The organism is Pedobacter agri PB92 (assembly GCF_000258495.1).
Lineage (GTDB): Bacteria > Bacteroidota > Bacteroidia > Sphingobacteriales > Sphingobacteriaceae > Pedobacter > Pedobacter agri.
Window position 1 is genome coordinate 1 of record NZ_AJLG01000030.1, and the last position, 23232, is coordinate 23232.

General features: G+C 39.4%; 16 protein-coding genes. 12 read left to right on the top strand and 4 right to left on the bottom strand.

Translation table 11 applies throughout. From position 1 onward, the window contains the following. The coding region (locus ON09_RS06460) for a PAS domain-containing sensor histidine kinase (protein WP_010600241.1) at positions 1-942 on the top strand (942 nt) is incomplete at its 5' end. A gap of 89 nt (positions 943-1031) precedes the next feature. Further along, the gene (locus tag ON09_RS06465; protein ID WP_010600242.1) at positions 1032-1388 is read left to right on the top strand and encodes a response regulator transcription factor; all 357 of its coding nucleotides are present in this window, start codon (positions 1032-1034) and stop codon (positions 1386-1388) included. A gap of 739 nt (positions 1389-2127) precedes the next feature. Here ON09_RS06465 and ON09_RS06475 read toward each other — a convergent pair. Further along, entirely contained in the window at positions 2128-2355 is a 228-nt protein-coding gene (locus tag ON09_RS06475; RefSeq protein WP_010600244.1) for a hypothetical protein, read from the bottom strand. Between the two features lie 1586 nt (positions 2356-3941). Between ON09_RS06475 and ON09_RS06480 the strand changes: the two genes are divergently transcribed. Continuing rightward, entirely contained in the window at positions 3942-5024 is a 1083-nt protein-coding gene (locus tag ON09_RS06480) for a PAS domain-containing protein (RefSeq protein WP_010600246.1), read from the top strand. Positions 5025-6542: 1518 nt separating this feature from the next. Here the strand turns inward: ON09_RS06480 and ON09_RS06485 are convergent. Beyond that, complete coding sequence (locus ON09_RS06485) at positions 6543-6728, bottom strand: hypothetical protein (protein WP_010600247.1); 186 nt, start codon at positions 6726-6728, stop codon at positions 6543-6545. A 243-nt stretch (positions 6729-6971) separates the two neighbouring features. Between ON09_RS06485 and ON09_RS06490 the strand changes: the two genes are divergently transcribed. After that, positions 6972-7193: a hypothetical protein gene (locus ON09_RS06490; protein ID WP_010600248.1), complete on the top strand. Its 222-nt coding sequence runs from the start codon at positions 6972-6974 to the stop codon at positions 7191-7193. 3856 nt (positions 7194-11049) lie between these two features. On the opposite strand, the gene ON09_RS06495 is transcribed toward ON09_RS06490, so the two are convergent. Continuing rightward, a complete protein-coding gene (locus tag ON09_RS06495) occupies positions 11050-11496 on the bottom strand; it encodes a hypothetical protein (RefSeq protein WP_010600249.1) in 447 nt (148 codons plus the stop codon). A gap of 808 nt (positions 11497-12304) precedes the next feature. Here ON09_RS06495 and ON09_RS06500 point away from each other — a divergent pair. The 6 genes from ON09_RS06500 to ON09_RS06525 all read left to right on the top strand — a co-directional run bounded on the left by ON09_RS06500 (position 12305) and on the right by ON09_RS06525 (position 20099). Beyond that, a complete protein-coding gene (locus ON09_RS06500; RefSeq protein ID WP_010600250.1) occupies positions 12305-12982 on the top strand; it encodes a TolC family protein in 678 nt (225 codons plus the stop codon). Between the two features lie 6 nt (positions 12983-12988). Beyond that, on the top strand, positions 12989-15142 hold the full coding sequence (locus ON09_RS06505; RefSeq protein ID WP_010600251.1) for an exopolysaccharide transport family protein: 2154 nt from the start codon (positions 12989-12991) through the stop codon (positions 15140-15142). A 9-nt stretch (positions 15143-15151) separates the two neighbouring features. Continuing rightward, positions 15152-16609, top strand: coding sequence for an O-antigen ligase family protein (locus ON09_RS06510; RefSeq protein WP_010600252.1), 1458 nt, complete (start codon positions 15152-15154; stop codon positions 16607-16609). Then, on the top strand, positions 16593-17792 hold the full coding sequence (locus ON09_RS06515; protein ID WP_010600253.1) for a glycosyltransferase family 2 protein: 1200 nt from the start codon (positions 16593-16595) through the stop codon (positions 17790-17792). The genes ON09_RS06510 and ON09_RS06515 overlap by 17 nt, the downstream gene beginning before the upstream one ends. Before the next feature lie 97 nt (positions 17793-17889). After that, positions 17890-19128: a glycosyltransferase gene (locus ON09_RS06520; RefSeq protein WP_010600254.1), complete on the top strand. Its 1239-nt coding sequence runs from the start codon at positions 17890-17892 to the stop codon at positions 19126-19128. Positions 19129-19163: 35 nt separating this feature from the next. After that, positions 19164-20099, top strand: coding sequence for a glycosyltransferase family 2 protein (locus ON09_RS06525; RefSeq protein ID WP_010600255.1), 936 nt, complete (start codon positions 19164-19166; stop codon positions 20097-20099). On the opposite strand, the gene ON09_RS06530 is transcribed toward ON09_RS06525, so the two are convergent. Beyond that, positions 20082-20831, bottom strand: coding sequence for a glycosyltransferase family 2 protein (locus ON09_RS06530; RefSeq protein ID WP_029204154.1), 750 nt, complete (start codon positions 20829-20831; stop codon positions 20082-20084). The genes ON09_RS06525 and ON09_RS06530 overlap by 18 nt on opposite strands. A gap of 113 nt (positions 20832-20944) precedes the next feature. On the opposite strand from ON09_RS06530, the gene ON09_RS06535 reads away from it, so the two are divergent. Together ON09_RS06535 and ON09_RS06540 are read left to right on the top strand one after the other, a co-directional pair. Then, positions 20945-22471 carry a lipopolysaccharide biosynthesis protein gene (locus ON09_RS06535; protein WP_010600257.1) on the top strand — a complete coding sequence of 509 codons (1527 nt, stop codon included), beginning with the start codon at positions 20945-20947 and terminating at the stop codon, positions 22469-22471. Beyond that, complete coding sequence (locus ON09_RS06540) at positions 22468-23199, top strand: glycosyltransferase family 32 protein (protein ID WP_010600258.1); 732 nt, start codon at positions 22468-22470, stop codon at positions 23197-23199. Before ON09_RS06535 ends, ON09_RS06540 begins: the two co-directional genes overlap by 4 nt. Positions 23200-23232 lie beyond the last annotated feature (33 nt).

Below are 23232 nucleotides of genomic sequence, written 5' to 3' on the forward strand. Positions count from 1 at the left end.
GAAGACCGCACATATGATGATCCGTGTTGGCAAAACCTTCGCCTCGATGGGACACCGCTTCCACAGGAGGAACATCCTATGTCAATTATGATGTCTACCGGGCGGCAGGTTTTTGATGTCGAGATTGGTGTACAACCTCCTGATAAAGATGTCTTCTACATTTCCATTAATGCAGCACCGATATTTGATGAGCAAGGCAATCTCACGGGAGGTATCGGAACTTTTATGGACGTAACTTCAAGAAGACTTATCACCCAGGGCAAAGATGATTTTATAAGCATCGCCAGTCACGAACTCAAAACCCCGGTTACTTCCCTTAAAGCTTCATTACAATTGCTTGAAAGGGCGCACACTAAATTGCCCGCTGAATCTAGGGAGAAACTTATTTCACAGTCAATCAGAAGCCTCGAGAATCTATCTCGACTGATCAATGATTTACTCGATACCAGCAGAATGGAACAGGGACAAATGAAAATGGAAAAAACAGAGTTTTCATTGAGCCAGTTATTTGATGATTGCTGCTCTCACCTTGCGCAAACCTCTAAGCAAGAGATTGTTTTTGAAGGGGAAAAAGCGCAAATCATTTTTGCCGATAACCAGCAGATTGGCCAGGTGTTGGTGAATTTTATCACAAATGCCATTAAGTACGCACCCGACTCTGGTCAAATTTTAGTCAGGGCAAGCATAACGGATGAAAAAGAAATGAGAATTGGTGTAAAGGATTATGGGCCCGGGATCGCTAGTGAAAAGCTCAAGCATCTTTTTAACCGTTACTACCGAACAGATTATAAAGGTCAAAAATTTACCGGACTAGGACTAGGGCTCTACATAAGTGCAGAGATTATAAAAAATCATAACGGTAAGATTGGAGTTGATAGCGAACTTGGAATAGGCAGTGAATTTTGGTTCTGCTTACCAATTGAGAATCAGCGGATCAGATAATTGCATTAAAAAAAACCTCAATTACGACAACAATGCAAAATATCTAAAACTAATGAGGGTAGTTAATGTTGTTTCGTTATTAGAAGGGTATGAGAAAGATATTTTTATTAGAAGACGACGAAGGCATAAGAGAAGTACTAGAGATACTTCTTACCTCAGAAGATTATATTGTAGAATCTTTTGCTAGCATCGCAGAGTTTAGGAATAGGGATACCTCAACCCTTCCGGATTTATATTTATTTGATGTCATGTTACCTGATGGGTCTGGCATTGCTCTTTGCAGGGAACTTAAACTAAATTCAGACGATGAAGAGGTGCCTGTCATAATCATGAGTGCTCATGCCAGCCTTGGAGATTTGAAGGGAATCTGTGAGCCTGAAAACTTTATAAGTAAGCCTTTTGACATTAGCGAGTTGCTCGAAAGAATACAATCTGCATTAGTTTAATGTTTAATCACGGGTTGTTTGATATCTTGGGTTTCTGACTACCAAACCAAAAACGGTTTATTATAGTTGACTCAGACAAATGGCAGCATGTATGGCGATAAGTACCTTTAGGCACAAAATAGAATTATCAATTCACGCTTCTGACCTATCTGATGTGGTGAATTAATTGATGTTGAGAACTTTTATTCATTGTAACATTTAATTTGATATCACTTGAACAATAAAATGTTATCGATTGAGACAAACTGTTGTTTGAGTGATAATCTGAAATAGCCTAGTTCACTTCCACAGTACAACATTACAAGTGCGAATTTTTGGGATACTGCTTCTACTTCTATATCTCTATTTCCCATGGAGTGAAAGCAATTAACCTGTTAATGTAGGAAAAGAATCCGATATGTAACAAATTCTCCCATGTCTAAAGTTTTTCCTGTAATAGAGTATTGCCATTGTCATTTTCAATGTTTATTTTGAATGCAGTAAAATTCTAAATAATGCAAGACCCTCAAAATCAAAAACTACTCAAAAAATTGATCTGCTCTAAACTCGGAATCATTAAAGCGGATGCAAAATCATGTGAACATTTATCGGTAGCGATATTTCTGAAAAATGGCGATTATGTAAGCAAAACGTCCCTTATGCGTTTTTTTAACCTCTTAACTCCAAACTCAGAGAAATTTTCTCCCTTTGTAACGATCGCATTATGGAATTATGTCAATTCCAGATAGATGATTGAAAATCAACCTTGTTTATCGTTCTTATCATAAATTCTTCCATCTATAATTACTGTAACATTCACGGCCCTTAGTACACCTTCAAGATATTTGATTTCAAAATAAACTACTTGTCCCCTCTTGAATGAAGCAATCTGTTGTTCAATATAAAATAGGATGTGCTGATCGTTGCTATCTTTGATTACTCCAATCCCGGCTTTGTTATTCAAACTTAAAATCATACCGTTCCTCATGGTCTAAAATTTAATTTGTTATCGAGAATATAGAAAGATGTTGAGAATCGCGCGGATTTTCAATTTTTTTGTATTAAATATAGATAATTTTGCGAAATATTAATCTTGACAGCTTCTTTTGTTGTATAAAAGAATAATCTTCTATGACAATCATGATTATTGGTGTCACAATAAAGATTATATATATATAATAAAAAGTAGGTTAATAAGCAGCCAAATTTGATTTGGTTTTGATTCTACGTGTTACTGATGTTGGCAAAATACATAGGGAGAAGAGCCTTCTGTGATTTTTTGAAATAAGCACTCATATAAAGTATGCGTCTTGATTGTCAAAGATTCAACCGGGCGCTTTTATAGATGAATTTGCTTATCTAGGTAGATCCGAAGATTCACTTTCTGGGATAAACGAATGCTATTAGCATGCGTAGATATGATATGCTTGGTTTCCAGACTTGATTTGATGGAAGGTATAGGACGTTTTTTGCGAGGGATTTTGCTTTTGGATGATATTTCAATTATAACCAGAGATGGCAATTTAATATCTGCTGCTTCAACGTTTAAATTATGAATCCCGTTTTTACTGCAATATAGATTGATATGAAAGTTAAAATTTTTGCATTAATATTTAGTTTGGGTATCACTTTAGGCTTTTCGCAAACAGTTCCATTAAACCCAGATCAAAACGTTTGCAAAATACCCGATAGCTATAATTTAAAACCTATAGCATCTATCAAGCCAAAGGGCAAATTTTAGATAAAGCTAAAGCTGCTATAATTACGGGTATACTGACAGCAAGTTCCGGCGAAGTTACAGCACTTGCGTTTTAAGGAAGGGTAAATGCAATATTTATCGGAGAAAAAACGGCAGGTTATACCACCAGTTATCTTAACTCCACCTTGCCTTATAATTCATTTATCGCTTTGAGTAATGGTTATGATGGTGACAGAACCGGTAATTATCATTCATTCATCCCACCTGATGTTACAATATCTATCAGAGATAATTTTGACGACCTTATGGTTGACGCAAATATTCAGGAGGCAATAAAATTTCTTAATGTTAAATAGCTGATTTTTGCATTTTAGAATGATCAAAATTCAATATCCTTTATGTTTAAACTTAGTTAATAATCAGAGTGAGGATTTTGAACATAGTAGACAATTGATTACGGTTCCAAGTGTGTAGCCGGATTTTAATTCCCTGAGTCCATGATCTTGGTGCCGGATTCAAAACTTTCAGAAAATCTAATCGCCTTGACCATAGTATCCTGTTTCAGATCATTGGCATCTTCTATATCTCCTGTAAATTTAAGTCAAATGCATTTCGCATAATACGTTGCTGCTCAATCATCTGATAAACTGACTGTTATTCTGATTAGATATAGGAAGCTGTGAACTTCACAAAGCGTAGCCTGCGGCCGTAATTGGCATCCAAGATTGTAATTTTTATTACACTTCGTCAGCATTGTTATTATTGATTGTGAATTTTTTGTTACCTGAACCTCTTTATTCCTCATTAGCGTATATTGGAACAACTTTGCAAATACTAAAACCTTTTGCGAATTTTAGAACTCTAAATTAACGAATATGGCTGCTGATGAAGAAAAAAGGGTTGCGAAAGTAAACGAATTCAACTTAATCGATTTTACACGCACTGGGGAATTTCAATCTATTGTTAATCTGGCTGCTGAAATTTGTGGGAAGCCTATTGCTTTTCTGACCTTATTGGATGACAAATACAATTGGTTCAAGATTGTCAAAAATTTTCAGATGGAACCCATCGCAAAAGAAAGTTCATTTTGTAGATATACCATTCAGTCTCAAGATGTATTGGTTATTCCAGATGCAAGTAAAGATGAGCGGGTGAGCACTAACGAACTTGTTACTGGAAATATGCATATCCGGTTTTATGCCGCCTCTCCGCTAATTTCCTCGGAGGGTGATCGTGTAGGTGCACTTTGTGTATTCGATTTTGAGCCTGGGGAGTTAAGTAGCCATCAGAAACAAATCCTTAAAATTCTAGCAAGACAGGTAATGTATCTAATGGAGACGGAGAAAACCAAAATGCAAATGCAGGAGCAAATAGAACAGGTCGAAAAACAAAACCGGGCTTTGCAGCAAATAGCTTTTATTCAGTCACATGAAATCAGGCATCCTTTGACTATCATTATGTCATTAGTCGATTTAGCAAAAAAGGGTGTGTTTGCTTTAAATGAGAAATGGATAGATATGCTATCTAATTCTGCAAATACCCTTGATGAACGGATTAAAGCAATCGTAAATGAAACAGCAACACAGAAAGACGTTAAACTCGCCAGATTTAATCGGATGGTTCAGGAAATTGAGGATTATGCTATACTTTTATTAGATGAGAACGGCAGGATAGAAAACTGGAATCTTGGTGCTGAATTAGTCAAGGGGTATAGGGAGGAAGAAATCATCGGCAAAAACTTTAGTGTTTTTTATTCATCGAAAGACATAGCCAATGGTAAACCACAGCGGCTTATTGCCCAGGCAAAAGAATTTGGAAAAGCAAAAGATGAAGGATGGCGGGTGAGAAAGAATGGGAATCAGTTCTGGGCAAGTGTCTTAATTACTGCTATCCACGATAAGGATGGCAGGGTAATTGGCTTTACTAAGGTAACAAAGGATCTGGGTGAACCCAAATAGATGTTTGTTATTAAAAAATGTTAGTACACTCAATAGCTTAAATGTATATGTGCGAATAATTCGTTTAAAAGCTATTTGGAGAATGTTTCGATATATGCTCTCATTTTTAAGAAGCATCGGATCCTATACTATTGGAACTTCGCGGTTTTAATAGCATCATTTTTTATCTGTATATCATTTGTCATGAGAACAAACGTGAATTTGCTTTTTTATTTTGAACAAGCGCTTCAATTACAAAAACTGTTTTGTAACCATCTCTCTAAGGTTTACGGTAAGTGGTATAAGGGCAGAAACCTCAACTGGAAAGTTCTATGATCCCAATCACTGAAATGCACAGGCTAAAAGAGCATCAGGCACAAAGCGGGATACCAAAGTCTCAATTTCTTATCTCGAAAGTTACAGGCAAAAGCTCTTGAGTTTCACCAATTATTACCGTAGCGACAGAAACGATTAAAAGCCGCTTTATTCCCAAATATCTTTAATTAAGAAGCCTTGTGGACATATTTGAAGATCACAACGCCAAGATGAAACTGCTTATCGGCAAAGAGTTTGAAAAAACATACTTCAGCGTCATGAGGTCTATCTAATTCATGCCAAAGATTTATGCAGTTAAATTATAATGTCAAAGATATCCCCGTTGCACAAATAAACTTCGCTTACCTTTTTGATTTTAAGTATTAACTTAGGAATGTCCGCAACTGTGGTAACAACAATGCCATTGAATACATTAAAAACTTGGGAAAAATAGTTTGGATATGTTTAGATAAAGGATGGGTGCTATTAATCCATATCTCAACTACAAACCAAAACAAACTGCTATACGCCGTGGACTCTCACCAAGATGAACTATACCGTATTAAGAAGTAGGAGTTCAGTATTGCGAGGATTGAGACAGTCAGAGATATGTTTGTATTCAGTTGTTATACAGGTACTCTTTCATCCTAAATATGTTAAAACGCTCTAAATTATTGAAGGGCATTGATGCAAACTTACGGATATATACATAGAAAGAAGAGCAACACGCTTTCACGGATTCCTGTTTTGCCAGCAGCCCTGTCGAAAATTAAGGGCTATTAAAACCAATCCCGAATGCCTTGTCAAACATACCCGGCTTTCAATGGTGAGCAATCAGAAAATGAATGCCAATTTAAAAGAGATAGCGGACTAGTGCAAGGTAAATAAGTTGCTGACATTTCATATGGCTAGACATACTTTTGCCACTACCATAATCCTCAACAATGGTGTACCAAAATGTGTATCTAAGATAAAGGGACATACCAGCATAAAAACAAACAGATTTATGCGAAGATTCCGGACCATAAGATTAGTTCTGATATACAGAAAATTATAAAAGATTTAGAGTAAGTAACAAGGCTGCAGGTTATGTGGATTAAAGAAGAATCACAAAGACATATGGATTTACGAAGACGCTTTTACTGATCAATACGTTGCCAAATCATCTGGTCAATGAGGACGATAGCTTGGTGTTGGAAAAAAAAAGCAAAAGGTGCAAATTGCCTAACACTTAATCAAATAAATCGATTGGCGGTTATCTAAGAGTAATTTGAATTCAATAAATCCTGGCTGTTTTGCCTTTGTGATTTTAACAATTTTTCCTGAAGATTCATAATCATCAATTACAGTGTCTCCAATTTTTAAACTATTAAGTTTTGAAAGAGGAGTATTATGTGAAATTTCGATCATATGCGGGCGTTTGAAGTGCCGCAAAAATATAAAATTCTATCTGACTTTTATATTTTTGTATGATTTATCAGTCTAAATACACAATAATTGGTATGATTGTTTGGATTAAGTGATGGTAATATTTATGACTTTCAGGCCTAAAATTAAACATTAAAAGATTATAATTAAATCTTAAAGTATTGGTTTTACGTAATTAGCATTACGTTCCGATCTTTAACTTTATGAAAACTAAAAAAGGTATATATGAGAAAGGGAATAGTTTTGTCTTATAATAAGGTTGTTAAATATGGGTTCATTAAAGATTTAAATGGTCAAAAAATTCGATTTTACAATGAGGATGGTTTGATAATTTTAAATGTTGGAGATTTGGTTCAGTTTGCTATTGGTATAATAAAAAATAGGCCTTGTGCAGTAAAAATCATTATATTGTGTCGTAATCAAAGCAAAGTTGATCAAAAAAATTAATCGTTCCCCAAAATACTATTGAATGGCTCCTAAGCTAACAATAATAACTATAATAATCATACCTTTTAAAGAAGCATTTTGCCATCCGTCCAGTGTATCAGGACTGCCTACAACTTTTCTTATACCAAAATTTTCATGGGATACACGTCATATTAAATAATACCCGAGGGTCGACAGCTCGTTTTCGATACCGGAAAGCTTGATCTAACGTAAACTCCAAGCTTGCCAGGCGGGAGTTTGAATTTTATTTTTTTTGGCTAAAAAAAAACCAGTTTTACAAAATTCTTTATAATTTCTAGTACGTAATTTTAAGAGTATCTTGGCCGTATGTCTATCCCATTTGAAATTTCAGTTACATTTGTCGTATTGACTTTCTGTGCACTTATCTGTTTGGTCAATCTGATTATGACTGTTACATACACCAGATGGTGCAGCTCAGCAAATAAGAATATATTTTGTCAGCAAACTTGGTTGGAGATTGTCAGCAGCATTAAGGATGACCATAAAGTAACGATTTAGGTCAAAAACAAATCCATTATACTGATCGGGGATCATAATACTGTTCAGCACAATACCACTAAATATTAGCTAAAATGGGATCACCCCCACTGATGAATATGATTGCTATCGAAATACTTAGCAGTAGGAATAAATGGAATTTTAAAGTATGAATTTATCCCAGTTAAACCAAAAAACATTGAATAAACTATAATAATAATCCGAGAAGCGGTGGATCTTATAACACTAAAAGACCTTACTTATGATAGGATATAAACACCAGATCAGATATAGAAAAAATTCTTTCCACCATCATCTCACAAGAAGAATTATATTTACTAATAAATAAGTGTCAACTTATTTAGCACTAGTCACCCAAAAGGGCTATAGTTGTTATAGTCTTATTGTTTTAACTTTGTGTCTTTAATCTTTCCGGGACGATAGGTTAATTAGTGAAGCGTTCTGCTGATGAAGTCAGAACGCTTTTTAATATATTTTCAATTTGATCGAATAAACCTCCATGGATTAGGAAATGCTTCGACAGTATGTTTAGGGAAATGTCTCGTTTATTATCCCACATCTTATGATTTTGTTGCCTTATGTTATTTCAAACCTATTCAGGAATTTCTCTTTCCGTATAAACCTGTCTCATATCCTTTCCATCCTTATAAACGATATACATTTTCCTATATTTGAATCACTTCGCCATCAAAAAAAGATGTCAAGTTCAAACAAAAACACTAAAATTATCAGTGAACATTTATTGACCAAAAAGGTGAGTTAGGTTTTATTTAGTTGAGCCCTTCTAAAAAAAAAGTACGTCAATGGCATTAATATTAATATCATCCACCAAATATGATCATCGAGAGGGACATTACATGCTCGAGTGAAAGTTCCTGAAACTGTAGGATAATAGGTTCCAGAGGTTGTAACGTTGTTTTCCGTAACAGTACATGTTCCATTAGGTGAACTGGTGGTTTGAACGTATGTGTGAGGACCGCAATTTCCTTCCCACCTCACAAAATTATTTCCATTACCAGGTTGAAAAACTCTAGGATCACCAGTAGGCCTAATAAATACCCTATTAAATCCGTTGTAATTATTAATCACACAGCCTTGACTATAACATATTTGTGAGGACAACAATATCGAAATAAATACTATGAGTGAATTGCGTTTCATATTAAAGAATTAAAAATCTAACGAAAGAATAATTCTGCGGCAGATTCTGAGAGAATGCCGCTGATGAATAGTAATAGTAGAATAGCAATTGATAAGACTATATAAAATACTACCTTCAAGACACCAGCATCAATAATAATGTGATATATAGCTATAAGGCATTTAAAAGCTGAATTTATATGGCGCATTTAAGTAGGACTTACCTCAACTACTTCGAAATCAGACAAATTGTTTTAAGATATGCTTCATTTTTTAAAAAAGAACTTGTAATGAATGCAATATCTCGAGGGCAGAATATCTCAGACTTAGAAGTTCAGGTTTCTATTTTGCCAGTAAAAGAAATATAAACAAAAAGACTAAATCATGGTTATTATATCACCTATGAAAAACATTAGATCATTTATTTTGGTTAGTTGATGATCATTTGAAGGGTGTTTCGATTCGGGACTTCTTTTATATTTATTGCTTGTTAAATTTAAGGCTGTCGTGAGATAGCCTTTTTTGTTACAAACAAAAATGAAAATTAGCTTTTTGTAATTGTACCGCATTTAGAGGTGGTAGGGTAGATCAATGAATTAAGGCAGTTAAAATGGATATTCTACTTGCCTTATTTCTATCAGATAATAGTTTTTCCTCGTAACATATCATTGCTTAAATTGCCGATCAGATCAAGCTTTTATTGATCATCCTGTGGTACCTCCGTGCCAGGTTGATCCCATAATTTTCAGCATAGAATAGCAAGCATTCAATAAGTCTAAAGTTCAAGTACTTTGTACCCATAAATTGTTATATCAATTTACAAATTTGATTTTGGCCCGATAAATTCATAAAACATTTTTGCAAAATAATTTTCACCATTAGCTGTGTTAATAACTTCGCTATCTTTGCTGATCACATCATTATTTGAAGGTTAATATTGGAAGATTAACTAGTAAACATTTAGCCAAATTCATCGCTTATAGGAATAGTTTGGCTACTGGTTTCTGTCTATAATCTTGATATATTGCTCTTTAGCATCGACGTTTGCTGTCTTTAATTGGGCGAATTCCTCAGCCCGAATTCAGCTGGAATAAATAAATCGAGAATAGTAGAGTCGTTTTGGGAAGTTCTTAATCTTTTGTTACCTGTTATCCACATTTGCGCCGAAACATTGATTCTTAACCGGCTTGGCAACTTTGAATACGAGATCTCTATTTGGTCCTGTTTCAAAATCTTCACGTCTTAACCATTTTTTCGTCGTGATTTTGAGAACCAGTTTAATAGATTGACCTAAAATGCAAGGTGATTGTTAAATGCCGTTTCACCCTGTTAATGTTCTATGGTCAACCAATCTAGCATATTGGAAACAAATCTGGTGTCCGTTCCGTTTAACCTCACATCGGCTATCTTCTTTCCACAAGAAAATCAAACTTTTCGATGTAGCTGGTGTACCTTACCAAGGTATCTTTGCTAAATTCTTTTTTTCATAATATCTAACAAAGTATATAAGCCTTCAAGTAGGATAGTGATTTCTCTGCTTTCTTAAAGTAATATCTCCGTTTCCTATTCGAAAATAAGTTTATTGGTTTCAGTTCAGCTTTGAAAGGTCTATATATAGCAATAAGCCCCTAATTGATTTCATCAACCAGATTATTGGTAAACTTGGTTGGCTTTCTCAGATTCTTGATGATGTTGATCCCTTAATAAACGTTAAATCGTTCGAAAAATGCAGTAAAAGGATAAGAATGAGTAATAAACAACCCATTTGCCTCTGAAACTCCAAGCTTTTCGGAGGAAATCTTTGTTTTTTATATTTCTTCGTAGCCAACAACCCTACTTTGTTTTGCACCTTTTTTCCCCTTCTTGTGCTGAACACAAAAAGGAACCTTAGCAGACTCCCTTCACACTTAAGCGGACAGCGGTATTTCAAGATGTGTCACAAATTTAAAAAGTGAAAGCAAATTATTTTTCATTGTACAACAATCTTGACTGACTGCGTGAGTGATACTTAATCTTAACGTTAAAAAACTAAGTTATTATTTAAAGTCTTCTAAATATTTTACTTAACTACAAGGTGTTTCAGGATTCAACTTTTATAATCTCTAAAAAAAACAGTTTCTGGTAGAGACTTTGCGGCTTAATGGTACACTTTAAAATCTAAGTACACGAAAATTGGCGTTTTAAGTATTTTGAAAAGCTAAGATAAATTGACTGTTTCAAAAGCAGACTCTTCAAATCTTTTTAAATATGCACTATAAGTTGGCAAAGCAAACATAGCTGTTCTCTCTAGCGGTTCAATATCAGCAATACAATTTAATAGAATTGGCCGTAAAATTCGAATTTTTGAACTCAATTGAGTTTTTCTATTGGATAAAATTTTAAGCATCTTTGATGAATTAATATTGTTATAAGTAGTCGAAGACAATAATTCATGAGCGATTGCTTCCATTAGTTTAGTTCGTTCAAAAAAGTCAATCAGCTGTTTAAATAACTCAAACGTAGAAGTTAAGGTAGGATGATTTTCCAACAATAGAGCATTTATTCCCTTTGTTAAAAATTGAGTTGTAGGATTTAAAATTTCAAGCTCTATAGCTTGATTAAGAAGGTTTTCTTTTAGAAGCTCAATTTTGTCTTTTTTATTCACTAATAAATCTGGTTATCTTGGCAGGTTATATAACTTTTCAAACATACGAAAATGCCTAAGATTTGGTTTTAATTTCTATACTTATGTCCACCATTTTATCTTTAGTTGTCGTATTTACAAAAATAAATCTTGTTCGTACTTATTCAGCATGTGATTGAGTCTTTATAAATAGCATTATTTAGGTAACTGTGTCATTATGAAGGAAGGGTGTAGATTCACTAAAAGGTTGTTTGCTAAGTATTTTAAATACATTTAGCCGCTGCTAATTTGGTCTTGATAGCTCGTTTAGTCTGAGATGGATTTCCTAACGGGTTTAATTAACTTACTAAAAGGACAGCTTGCTGAATAAAAGCTGATATCTTTAGTAGGCAGCTGGTATCATTATTTTTGGCCGCGAAGTATACGATTTGCATTATGCTAAAGAGAGATATGGGTGCTGAGCCTTCCGGCGTACAGCCATATCCGAAGGTCGGTTAGCTCATCAACATTTCCAAAGCAGCGGGTTTCGTAGATTGAAAGGTGATTTGAGGGTTTCTTTTAACATAGTGTCGAATCATTACTTGAGGAAAAATAAACTAAAAAGTACTCACCAAGGAAATATTGGGAACTAGTTTCTTTCATCTAAACAGTTGTAGGTCAGCTGAAGTTTTGTTTAGGTTTTAGTAATGTATAAATCCTTCTATGCGTTTAATAAACCTGTTTTCAAAAAAAATAATTTACTTCTTAGGAAAACAATGTTCAATTTAATTAGATTTGGAATGTATCAGTAAAAATACCCCTTTGGGGGGAAGTTTAATCCCTAGACTCAATGACCCGGACTGTCCTGTTTTTTGTTTTTTTTTGTATTTTTATTCAGATGGCCAGTGCCCAGGAGAGCTTCATCGGCGATATCAATTATCAGCTCTTGGAGAAGTATGTTGATCTGGCACTTAAAAATTACCCCAAAACAAAAATGTATGCTGCGAGTGCACTTAGTGCAAAGGCTAAGGTGGGCGTAGCCAAGGCGACGTATCTCGATGCTTTTACCGCATCATACAATTATAGTCCCAGCAACGCGGCCAGGTTTAATAACGCTAATCCTTACACCCTGAACGGGCTGCAGCTAGGCATCTATTTTAATATTGGAATCCTTTTTCGTACGCCGGCTCTGGTACGTCAGGCGAAAGAAGAATACAATGAGAAAATCTATCAGGCACAGGAATACGATATCCTGCTCAGAACCGAGGTCAAAAATACCTATTATGAGTATTTGAGAGAGGCTGCGGAGCTCAGGGTGAAGGCACAAACATACATAGACAATAAGGCAGCGAGCGACGGCTTGAGATATAAGTTTGAAAAAGGAGAAGCCAGCCTGGATGACTACACAAAGGCCAAGACCCTTACCTCATATGCAAATTCGGAAAGGCTGCTTGCAGAACTCAATCTGCTAAAAGCAAAGGAATCTCTGGAGGCGCTCATAGGTGAAAAAATGGAAAATGTGAAATAAAGCGCAATGGATATACAGAGATCATTGGATACGGTGAAGACATACCGTTGGATTATTATAGCGGTCTTCTGCCTGACTGTACTGGGCGGATTCGTTTTTTTAAGGAATTTGCCCAAGGACTACCGGTCCGAAGCAAAACTCTCGACCGGGCTGCTCGATCCCTCCAGGCAGCTAGCTCCCGACAATGCCAGCTATACCGGTCCGGACATTATCATCAAACTTAACCAGCAGTTCTCCACGATCATGGACATTATGAGAATGCCCAAGAATATCAGCCTGCTTTCTTATAAACTGATTATTCATGATCTGAAAGATCCAAAAGCTGCCTTTAAACCATGGAGTCCGGAAATCAATGCCCTGAGCGATTTGCAAAGGCATCATGCTATAGTGATGTTTGAAGAACGGTTGAGCCGAAAGCAGGTACTTACTCCGTTGGATAGTGGGAAAATCGGACTTTATCAGATCGTGACTTCAATGGGCTATGATGAGAAAAGTCTTGGCAAAAAGCTGGACATCAATCACGAACAGAACAGTGATTTTATATCCGTTGCCTTTACCTCACATAATACACTGCTTTCGGTTTTTGTGGTAAATACCCTGTGCAGTGATTTCATCGTTAACTACAGTTTGGAGCAGATCGGCAACAAAAACACCGCGATAAACGTCCTCGATTCACTTTTGAAAAGCAAAGAGGCTATTATGAACGATAGAATCAGGCTGCTCAAAGATTACAGGATACAGAACGGATTGCTTAACCTGGACAAACAATCGCAGATCGTATACCAGCAGATTACCGATAATGAAAATAAGAAAAACCAGGCCCTTATCGATAAACAGGCCGCACAGGCAGCTTTGAAAAGTGTTAATGAAAAACTGTCCAGCCGCACCAGCGACAAATATCTGGGCGCAGAGATAATCGAGGATAACCGGGCGATAATCACGATCAAAAACAAGATCCAGATGGCCGAGGACGCCTACCTTCGGGGAGGATTTAAGTTGAGCGACAAAAAAATAGTTGACTCGCTGCAGGCTCAGTTGAGTTCGAGACTGTTGCGGTCCAATGATCAGTACGTCAGCGATCCGCTTATTGCCAAGCAGAGCCTCGTACAACGCCGCATTTCCCTGGGCGTGGATATTGAAAAAGCGACTGCGGGGATAGCCGACATAGACCGTGAGCTGTCTAAACTAAGAACAAAGTTTTCCGGAATGGTTCCATTTGATGCCGGTGTCCAGAATTATGAACGCAATGCTGATGTAGCGACCAAGGAATATCTGGAAATCCTGGCACGTTACAACCAGACCACTTTGGACAAAAATATCGGAATCCGCCTTCAACTTGTTCAGGAAGGCATCCCAACACTGCCAGAGTCGTCTAAAAAAATAATCTACCTCGCCCTGAGCGCAATTGCCAGTCTGGCGATCTGTTTCTGCACCATATTTCTAATCTCTTTACTCGACCGATCCATCAACAATGCTGCCCAGCTAAAAACAGCGCTTGGATCAAAAATAATAGGCGAGCTGGGTGCTGTTAAAGAAGATGGGGAAAATATCAGAGAGATTTGGGGGGAGTTTCATCCCGGGAAAAAGCAGGAAGCCTACAGGGCACAATTGCGTGCCATACGCTTCGAACTTGATAAGGCCATGTTTGGAAATGGGATGAAAATACTTGGTCTTATCGGATCTTACAGGCATTCATCGCAGACTAATGATGTACTGAATCTTTGCTACGCATTCTCGCAAATGGGCAAAAAGGTACTTTTGATAGGATCAGAAGAATACATCGAGGCGGTAGAGCGGACAACAATTTCTACGATGCAAACCATGGAAAATGTTTTGCGTGGAGAAGAGATAGCTGGCAGCAGTCCCTTTGCTTTCGTAAACAATAACCTAAAATGCCGCTCCTTATTTGAAATGATTACCAGGGAGTCGCTTTCGAAGGTATTTGAAATGATTAGAGACAATTTCGACCTTACCGTAATTGCACTTGAAACCTTTACCGATGATTCAGAGAACCGCGAATGGATGTCATTCATAGAAATTTATGCCGCGATATTTACAGCCGGATCTACCTTAAATGATAAACAGCGCGAGGCACTTTCCGCCTTTAACATAGAAGAAAAATTTGCGGGTTGGATCATAACAGAAGTAAAAGAGCACTAAATTGACACTATGCTTGGAAGGTTGAATACCCATATTGCCGAACATAAAAAAAAGATCCTCTTTTTTATGGTCTCCTCATGCCTTTCTCTATTGGTAGCGGGTTCAACCTTTTCATTTGGCTCTCTCGGGCCACTTATGGTGCTGGCTGCTGCCGCTGTTGGCGTACTTATAATGGGCGTGTTTCTCGATCCCAGAACAGGTGTCTGGGGATATATCAGCTACTGCTTTGTACTGGGTGTGTTAGTTAAATATTTTGTAGGCATTCCGATAGGAATTCTGCTTGACGGTATTCTGCTGCTAACCTGGGGAGGAATACTGGTCAATTTTAAAAAAATTGACTTCTCCAGAATCAAAAACGAGTACATACTCATGTCGTTGGTATGGTTTGCCATCAGTTTTTTGCAGGTTTTAAACCCTGATGGGGGCAGCGTGGCTGGCTGGTTCAATGAATTCCGGTTTGCAGGTCTTAGCTGGCTGCTCATAGCTCCCTTTGTCTTCTTGCTGATGAGCAAGAAAGCTGATCTGGACAGGTTTATCTTGGCGATATTTGCATTTTCCCTGCTGGCCACTGTTTACGGCATGAAACAACTTTATCTGGGGCTTTCTTCGAATGAGCAGGTCTGGATGAATGCCGGAAATGCTGGAACACACATTATCAACGGCAAGCTTCGGGTATTCTCGATGTATTCTGATGCCGGCCAGTTCGGAGCCTCTCAGGCAATCATGGCCGTTATAGCGCTCACCTTGGCTGCTGGGCCGTTTAGTTGGCTCAAAAAAATTTCTTTAACCCTTTTAGCTCTGGTATTCCTCTATGGAATGGCCATATCCGGTACACGGGGAGCATTGTTTGCCCTGGCATCAGGTCTCTTCTCAGCGCTTTTTCTCAGTAGAAACTTCAAGTTGCTGATAGCGGGCCTGCTGTGCTGTGGAGCCGGATTTGGTCTTCTGAAGTACACCATGATCGGAGAAGATATCTTTCAGGTCAGCAGGTTGCGAAGTGCCCTGAATCCCAAGGATGCTTCTTTGGGAGTAAGACTGGAAAATCAGCGAACACTTAAAAGGCTGTTGGAGGATCTGCCCTTTGGAGCGGGCCTGGGCATGAGTGGGGCAAATGGTACCAACTACAACTCCGATCGGCCGATAGCGAACATCCCTCCCGATAGTTATTGGGTAAAGGTCTGGGTTATGTACGGAGTAATAGGTTTGGTGATCTGGTTTGCAATCACCAGCTATATCATCGGAAAATGCGGCGGCATCGCCTGGAAGATTCGAGATCCCAAACTCAGGGTGAAGATGATCGCACTCACCTCTGGAACGTTTGCATGTTTTATATGCAGCTATGGCAATGAGGTCATGAACGGTATGCCCTCATCGGTGATCATGTTTATGTCATGGTCCTTTGTTTTTATAGCACCCGAGCTTGATGAACACCTAAAAACTACAAAGCACGATGGAACTAATATATAAAACAATTGAGCTGTTGTTTATCATCTTGGCGATTTACCTTCTGTTCAATTGCCTGTATTTATTGTTTTTCGCCATTGCTGGTCTTTTTCCACTAAGGAGAAGCGAAAAGAATGCCCAAGATTTCAAAAAAATAGCTGTTCTCTTTCCGGCCTACCGGGCTGATGAAGTCATTCTGGAATCCGCCCAGGCCGCGCTGGCCCACCCATATCGTGGGGATAAATGCATTTTCGTTATCTCCGATGGTCTTCAACAGCAAACCCGAGCTCTTTTATCGGCAATGGGGGCGGAGGTGATAGAGGTTTTTTTTGAAAGAAGTACCAAAGGCAAAGCCCTTCTCTATGCAACAGAAGTGCTCAAAAACCGGGGATTTGATATTGCCCTGGTGCTTGACGTCGATAATGTGATGGGAGAGAATGTTTTAGAGGCCATAAACAGCACCTTTGAGATGGGACATAGGGTAATCCAGTTGCATCGCACAGCAAAAAATATGGATACACCCTTTGCCTTCCTGGATGCCTGTAATGAAGAGGTCAACAACCAAATATACCGCAAAGGTCACGCTGTGCTGGGACTATCTCCGGCGCTGATCGGTTCAGGAATGGCTTTTGATTTTCCTTACCTTTACGCTATTCTACAAAATGTAGGGAATACGATCGGAGAAGACAAGAAAATGGACTTTATAATAGCTAAAGATCGGGTAGGGGTATATTACCTGAACGATGTTTGGGTATATGATGAAAAGGTGAGTAGCGCGAAAGTATTTACCACGCAGAGAACCCGATGGATTGCCTCGCAGCTTGAGTTTTTAAGAACGTATACTCTGGAAGGCATAAGCCAGCTTTTTAAGGGAAATCTGGAGTTTTTTAACAAAACGCTGCAGACGTTGCTCATGCCCAGGATGCTTCTCTTAGCACTCCTCATGCTTCTTTCACTACAGGCAATTTTCAACCCGCTGGGGCCAGGCTGGCAATTATGGGCCGGTATGCTTGCCACTGTATGCCTTATATTGCTTCTCTCTATACCAATGAGATTTTACCGGGATAAAAGACTATACCTGGCGGTGTGGCAGATTCCGAGGGCTATGGTAGGAATGGTCATCGCTCTGCTTTCAATCGGCAAAGCCAAAAAGTCTAATCTGGCCACACCGCACCAGCATGCATCCCAAAAAACTAGAACTAATTGAATTATGCCGATAGCTATATTAATCATCAGTGGAACCCTTGCCGGTCTTTACGGATTTATCAGGGGAATAAAAACATCGAAAAGAAAATCTTAACCCAATGGAACTACTCATCAACAGGGATATCATCATTGTAGGACAGCAGCCCTGGGACACCCCGATTGGCAGTAACTGTAAAGATCTGGCCCTTGAGTTCAGCAGGAATAACCGTGTGCTTTATGTCAATGCACCACTCGATAGAAAGACCTCGGTACTTAAGCGCAAGGAGTTATCGGTAAAGAAAAGACTGCGCATAATCCAGGGAAGGGAAGAATCACTTGGCACAGTGTCCGAAAACTTGTGGGTCTACTATCCTGAGATAATCACGGAATCCATCAACTGGATACCAATCCCGTCGCTGTTTCGCGCCATGAACAGATTAAACAGCGTTAGGTTTGCCAGGTCCATCCAAAAGGCAGCAGACAAACTTGGATTTGAAAATACAATCCTTTTCAACGATAACGATATTTTTAGGAGCTATCACCTTAAAGAACTTTTAAAACCATCTTTAAGTATATATTATTCCAGGGATAATGTAGTGGCAACACCATATTGGAAACGTCACGGCAGTTATATGGAACCCGAACTCATTGCCACGAGCGATCTCTGTGTTGCCAATTCTGTATACCTGGCTAACTATTGCAGAAGATATAATCACCGTTCCTTTTACGTGGGGCAGGGATGTGACTTCAGTCTTTTCAAAAATGCGGATTCGTTGGAAATACCCAACGATCTCGCTAATGTAAAAAGACCGGTCCTTGGATATGTCGGCGCGCTACTATCTATGCGTCTGGATGAACAAATATTGTTGTTTCTGGCCAGGGAACGGCCAGGGTGGAGCATTGTGCTGGTGGGTCCGCAGGATGACGATTTCCAAAAAAGTCCACTTCATCAGCTCTCCAACGTATTTTTTCTGGGATCCAAAAAACCTGAAACGCTGGCAGGATATATCAGTGGTTTCGATCTCTGCCTGAATCCCCAAGCGGTAAACCCCCTTACCATCGGCAACTATCCGCGTAAGATCGATGAGTACCTGGCTATGGGAAAACCCGTGCTTGCAACCGCGACCGAGGCAATGGAGATTTTTTCTGATCATGTTTATCTTGCTGGCAAGAAGGAGGACTATCCCAGTCTTGCCGATAAAGCGCTCGCAGAAGACAGTAAGGTTCTGGCTAGTAAACGCATGGCTTTTGCCGCTTCCCACACCTGGGAGGACAGTGCATACGCGATCTATGCTGCAATTGCCACCATTGAAGGCAGTATGGGCGGATGGAGAACTGAAGAATGCGCCACAAAATGAGTCTTATAGTTTAAAAATTTGCTAATACCAGACATATGCCCCGCGTTTCTATTATTACAGTAAACTATCACCAGACTGCAGTTACCATCAAACTGTTGCAATCATTGGCACGGGCCTATAGCCCAGCGGATGTAGAAATCATTTTGGTAGACAACGGTGCTAGCGTTGACCAGTCGACTATTTTTGCTGGCTACTTTGAAAATATCCGCTACATTCGCTCGCAGGAGAACCTGGGATTTGCAGGGGGAAACAATCTGGGTATTGCGGTAGCGGGCGGAGATTATATTATGCTGCTCAACAACGACACCGAAGTTACCAAAGGTGCTCTCGAAGAAATGCAGACGGCGTTGGAGAACAACAGTAGTATTGGACTGATATCGCCCTTACTGCTTTATTTTGAGCAGCCTGACCTTATTCAGTACGCTGGTTTTTCTCCAATGAACTTCCTTACCGGCAGAAATCGAAGTATCGGCAAATTTGAGCTCGACCGGGGGCAGTTTGACCGGAGTAATCCGACGGGGTTCTGCCATGGTGCGGCGGTAATGTGCAGGAAAGCGGATCTCCAGCGTGCAGGAATGATGGATGAGAGTTATTTCCTTTATTATGAGGAACTCGATTGGTGCGAGAAATTCCGGCGCATCGGCAAAGAAATCTGGTTTACGGGCCAGGCGAGGATTTACCACAAGGAATCGGTCAGCGTAGGAAGAGAAAGTCCCCTAAAGGTTTACTTCAGCACAAGAAACAGGATGCTTTTTATCCGGAAAAATGCGAAGTGGACTGTCAGCTTACTCTTTGGTATTTATTATACCGCGATCGCCTGTCCAAAAATGATGCTGCGTTACGTCTTCAATGGCAGGAAAGATCTTGCAAAATGGGTATTCAGAGGGCTCTGGTGGAACTTTACCCATAGCAGCAACAGCAGGGATTTAGGGATTTTGCCACTTCCAAAAAGCTTATTGCAATCGCTTTAAACTAGCCGAGACCGCATACCTGGCCAGTAGCACTGCCGAGCGGAAAAAATTTAAACCCTCGCTTACCCTGAAGATTCTCCAAGTGTAGCCTATCGCCTTGATTTTGTTGGACGACACGGAGTTTTTCCTGACCCTATAAAGTGCCAGAGGCAAATTGATGCCATGGCCTGCGCCACAGTTTTTTAGAAGTTTGAGCAGGAAAATCCAGTCCTCGTGCCCTGCCCTGCTAAACCTAAGTTTTCCAATAGCCGTTCTCAAAATCATTGAAGTCGAAAAAATGACCACATTGTGGGCTAAAAGCTTGTTATAATCGACCCGCTGCGGTACCGGAACTATTCTGGAAATAATATTCCCGTTTTCGTCAATGCGCTGATAGGCGCAGAAGGATAGTGCTGATTGTGAATTTTCCATAAACTGGACCTGGCTCTTGAGCTTATCTTCCAGCCAGATGTCATCGCTGTCCAAAAACGCAACATATTTGCCCCATGAGTTTTCAAGTCCGGTATTTCTGGCATTGGACACCCCCTGGTTTTCCGAAAGAGCAATCAGGCTGATACGTGTATCCATTGAGGCATATGCACTTACCACTGCGCAGGTCTCGTCGCTAGAACAGTCGTCGATAACAGTGAGTTCCCAGTTCTCATATCCTTGAGAGAGGACTGAGTCGAGGGTTGCCGATATGAATCCAGCTGAATTATAGCTGGGGATAATGATAGATACAAGTGGCTGCAAAGTTTCTTCCAGTAAAATTTTTTATATGGGCAAAAATAGCGAAATTTTATGATTTTTTTTTCCCGCTGGGAGTGATATTCAAATAAAACCGTTACTTTAGGCGAGCCTTTGATATGGATAGAAGAAGATTTGCGGTAAACCTCGTTTCAAATTTTTTCAGTGCCCTTTCAGGCGTTGGAATCTCGTTTTTCCTTACGCCCTATATCGTAGCACACCTGGGCAAGGAGGCTTATGGATTTTTCCCGCTTTCAAACAACTTTGTCATGTATGCCGGTATTGTGACAACTGCCCTCAATTCGATGTCGAGCCGCTACATCACCATCAGTCTGGAAAAGAAGGATATCAGGGAGCTAAACGTCTATTTCAATTCCATTCTATTTGGCAATTTGCTTATCTCGGGAGCATTCCTGCTGCTCAGCGCAATGTTCTGTGTGTTTCTTAACATTATACTGTATATCCCAGCACCGCTGCTGAGCGATGTAAGATTGCTGTTTGTCTTCATTCTGTTTTCCCTCATCATTAATGTATCGGCCGCAGTATTCTCTGTCGCAGCTTTTGCCCTGAACCGCTTTGATAAGCTAGCATATATCAACATCATATCCAATGTAGTCAAGCTCTGCGTGGTGGCAGCGTTGTTCTATGTTTTCAGTCCAAAAATATATTTTCTGGGGCTGGTAACCTTGGTCACAGCAATATATATGCTTTTTGCCAATTACCGGCTTACTAAAAAGCTGCTCCCCGAGGTGGCGATTAATCGCGCTATGTTTTCCTGGAGCGCATTGCGACTTGTGAGCGGCTTTGGTATGTGGAATTCGGTAATCGCCCTTTCCAATGTAATCAATACCCAGCTGGATCTGTTGATCGCCAACCATTTTTTCGGTTCCTCTGGCATGGGGTTTCTTTCGCTTACTAAATTTATACCCAATGCCATATACATTCTTTTAGGCATTGTAGTGCCTATATTTCTCCCTGAAATGCTCAAGGCCTATGCACAAGATGATATCCAGAAGTTAAAAAATACCCTTAACCTTTCCTTTAAGGCAATCTTTATGGTGGTGCTGTCGCCATTAGCTGTTTTCTTTGTTTACGGAGATGAATTTTTCCGGCTTTGGCTTCCTAACCAGGATGCTACCGCGTTGCACCTGCTGTCTATCATCACCCTTTTACCATTCATTGTCCACGGGACGATAGAAACCGTGCACCATGTATTTGTAATCACCAATAAGTTAAAGGTAGCTTCGATGTGGGGCATATTCATTGCCCTGCTGAATTTTGTGCTGGTCATTTTGCTCTGTCTTTATAGTAACTTTGGTATTTATGCCATTCCCGCTGCAGCAGCAATCAGCGGTGTTTTCAGCCACCTGACCTTCACGCCACTCTACGCAGCCTATTGCTTAAAAGAGAAGTGGACATATTTTTTGCTCAAAATCCTTCGGGGCCTTGCAGGATTTACGTTGCTTATCGCAATCACCTACGGCTGGAGGCAGATCGGGATGATCAGGGTTGTTTCGTGGCCAACTTTCATCATCAACTGCCTGCTTATCGGTTTGGTACTGCTAGTGGTAGTCCTGGCGATGCTATATGACAAGAAAACACTTTATAGTGGCTATCATAAAATTTTAAACAAGATCAGATCATGATTCCCAGAACCATTCATTATTGCTGGTTTGGCCATGCAGAAAAGCCCGAACTGGTAAAAAACTGCATAGATTCATGGAGAAAACATCTCCCGGAATATGACATTGTGGAATGGAACGAGACGAACTTCGATGTTGAGCGTTATCGGTACTCTTCACAGGCCTACAGCGCAGGCAAGTTTGCTTTTGTATCCGATGTTTGCCGCCTGTATGCCTTGAGTGTAGCCGGAGGAATATATCTCGATACAGATGTTGAATTTCTAAAGCCGATCAATCAGGAGATGCTTCTGAATGATGCCTTCACCGGATTTGAGGATAACCTGCTGCTTTCCTCGGCAATAATGGGAAGCGTTAAAAATGGATCTTGGGTCAGTGATCTTTTGGCTCCCTACCGTCAAAGGAGCTTTTATCTTGAGGACGGGATAGCAGATACTACACCCAATACCGAGGTAATAACTGCATTTATGAAGGTAGAGAAGGGGCTTATCTTGAACAATTCCATTCAGCACATCGAAAATTACCTAATGGTTTACCCCAGTGAGTTCTTTAGCCCCAAAAGCTGGAAGTCATTAAAAATAGCTATTACCGACAATACCTACGCTATCCATCACTTTGCAGCTTCCTGGTTATCTGAACCCAAAACGCTCTTGGGGCGAATTTCTAACCGGCTTCTCGGCAAGCTTGCTTCTGATTATCTGTCCCGCATGTACCGGGGGATTTTGGGGCGATAAGCTATCGCTTTTTTTGTTTTTCGTTTCAGGAAA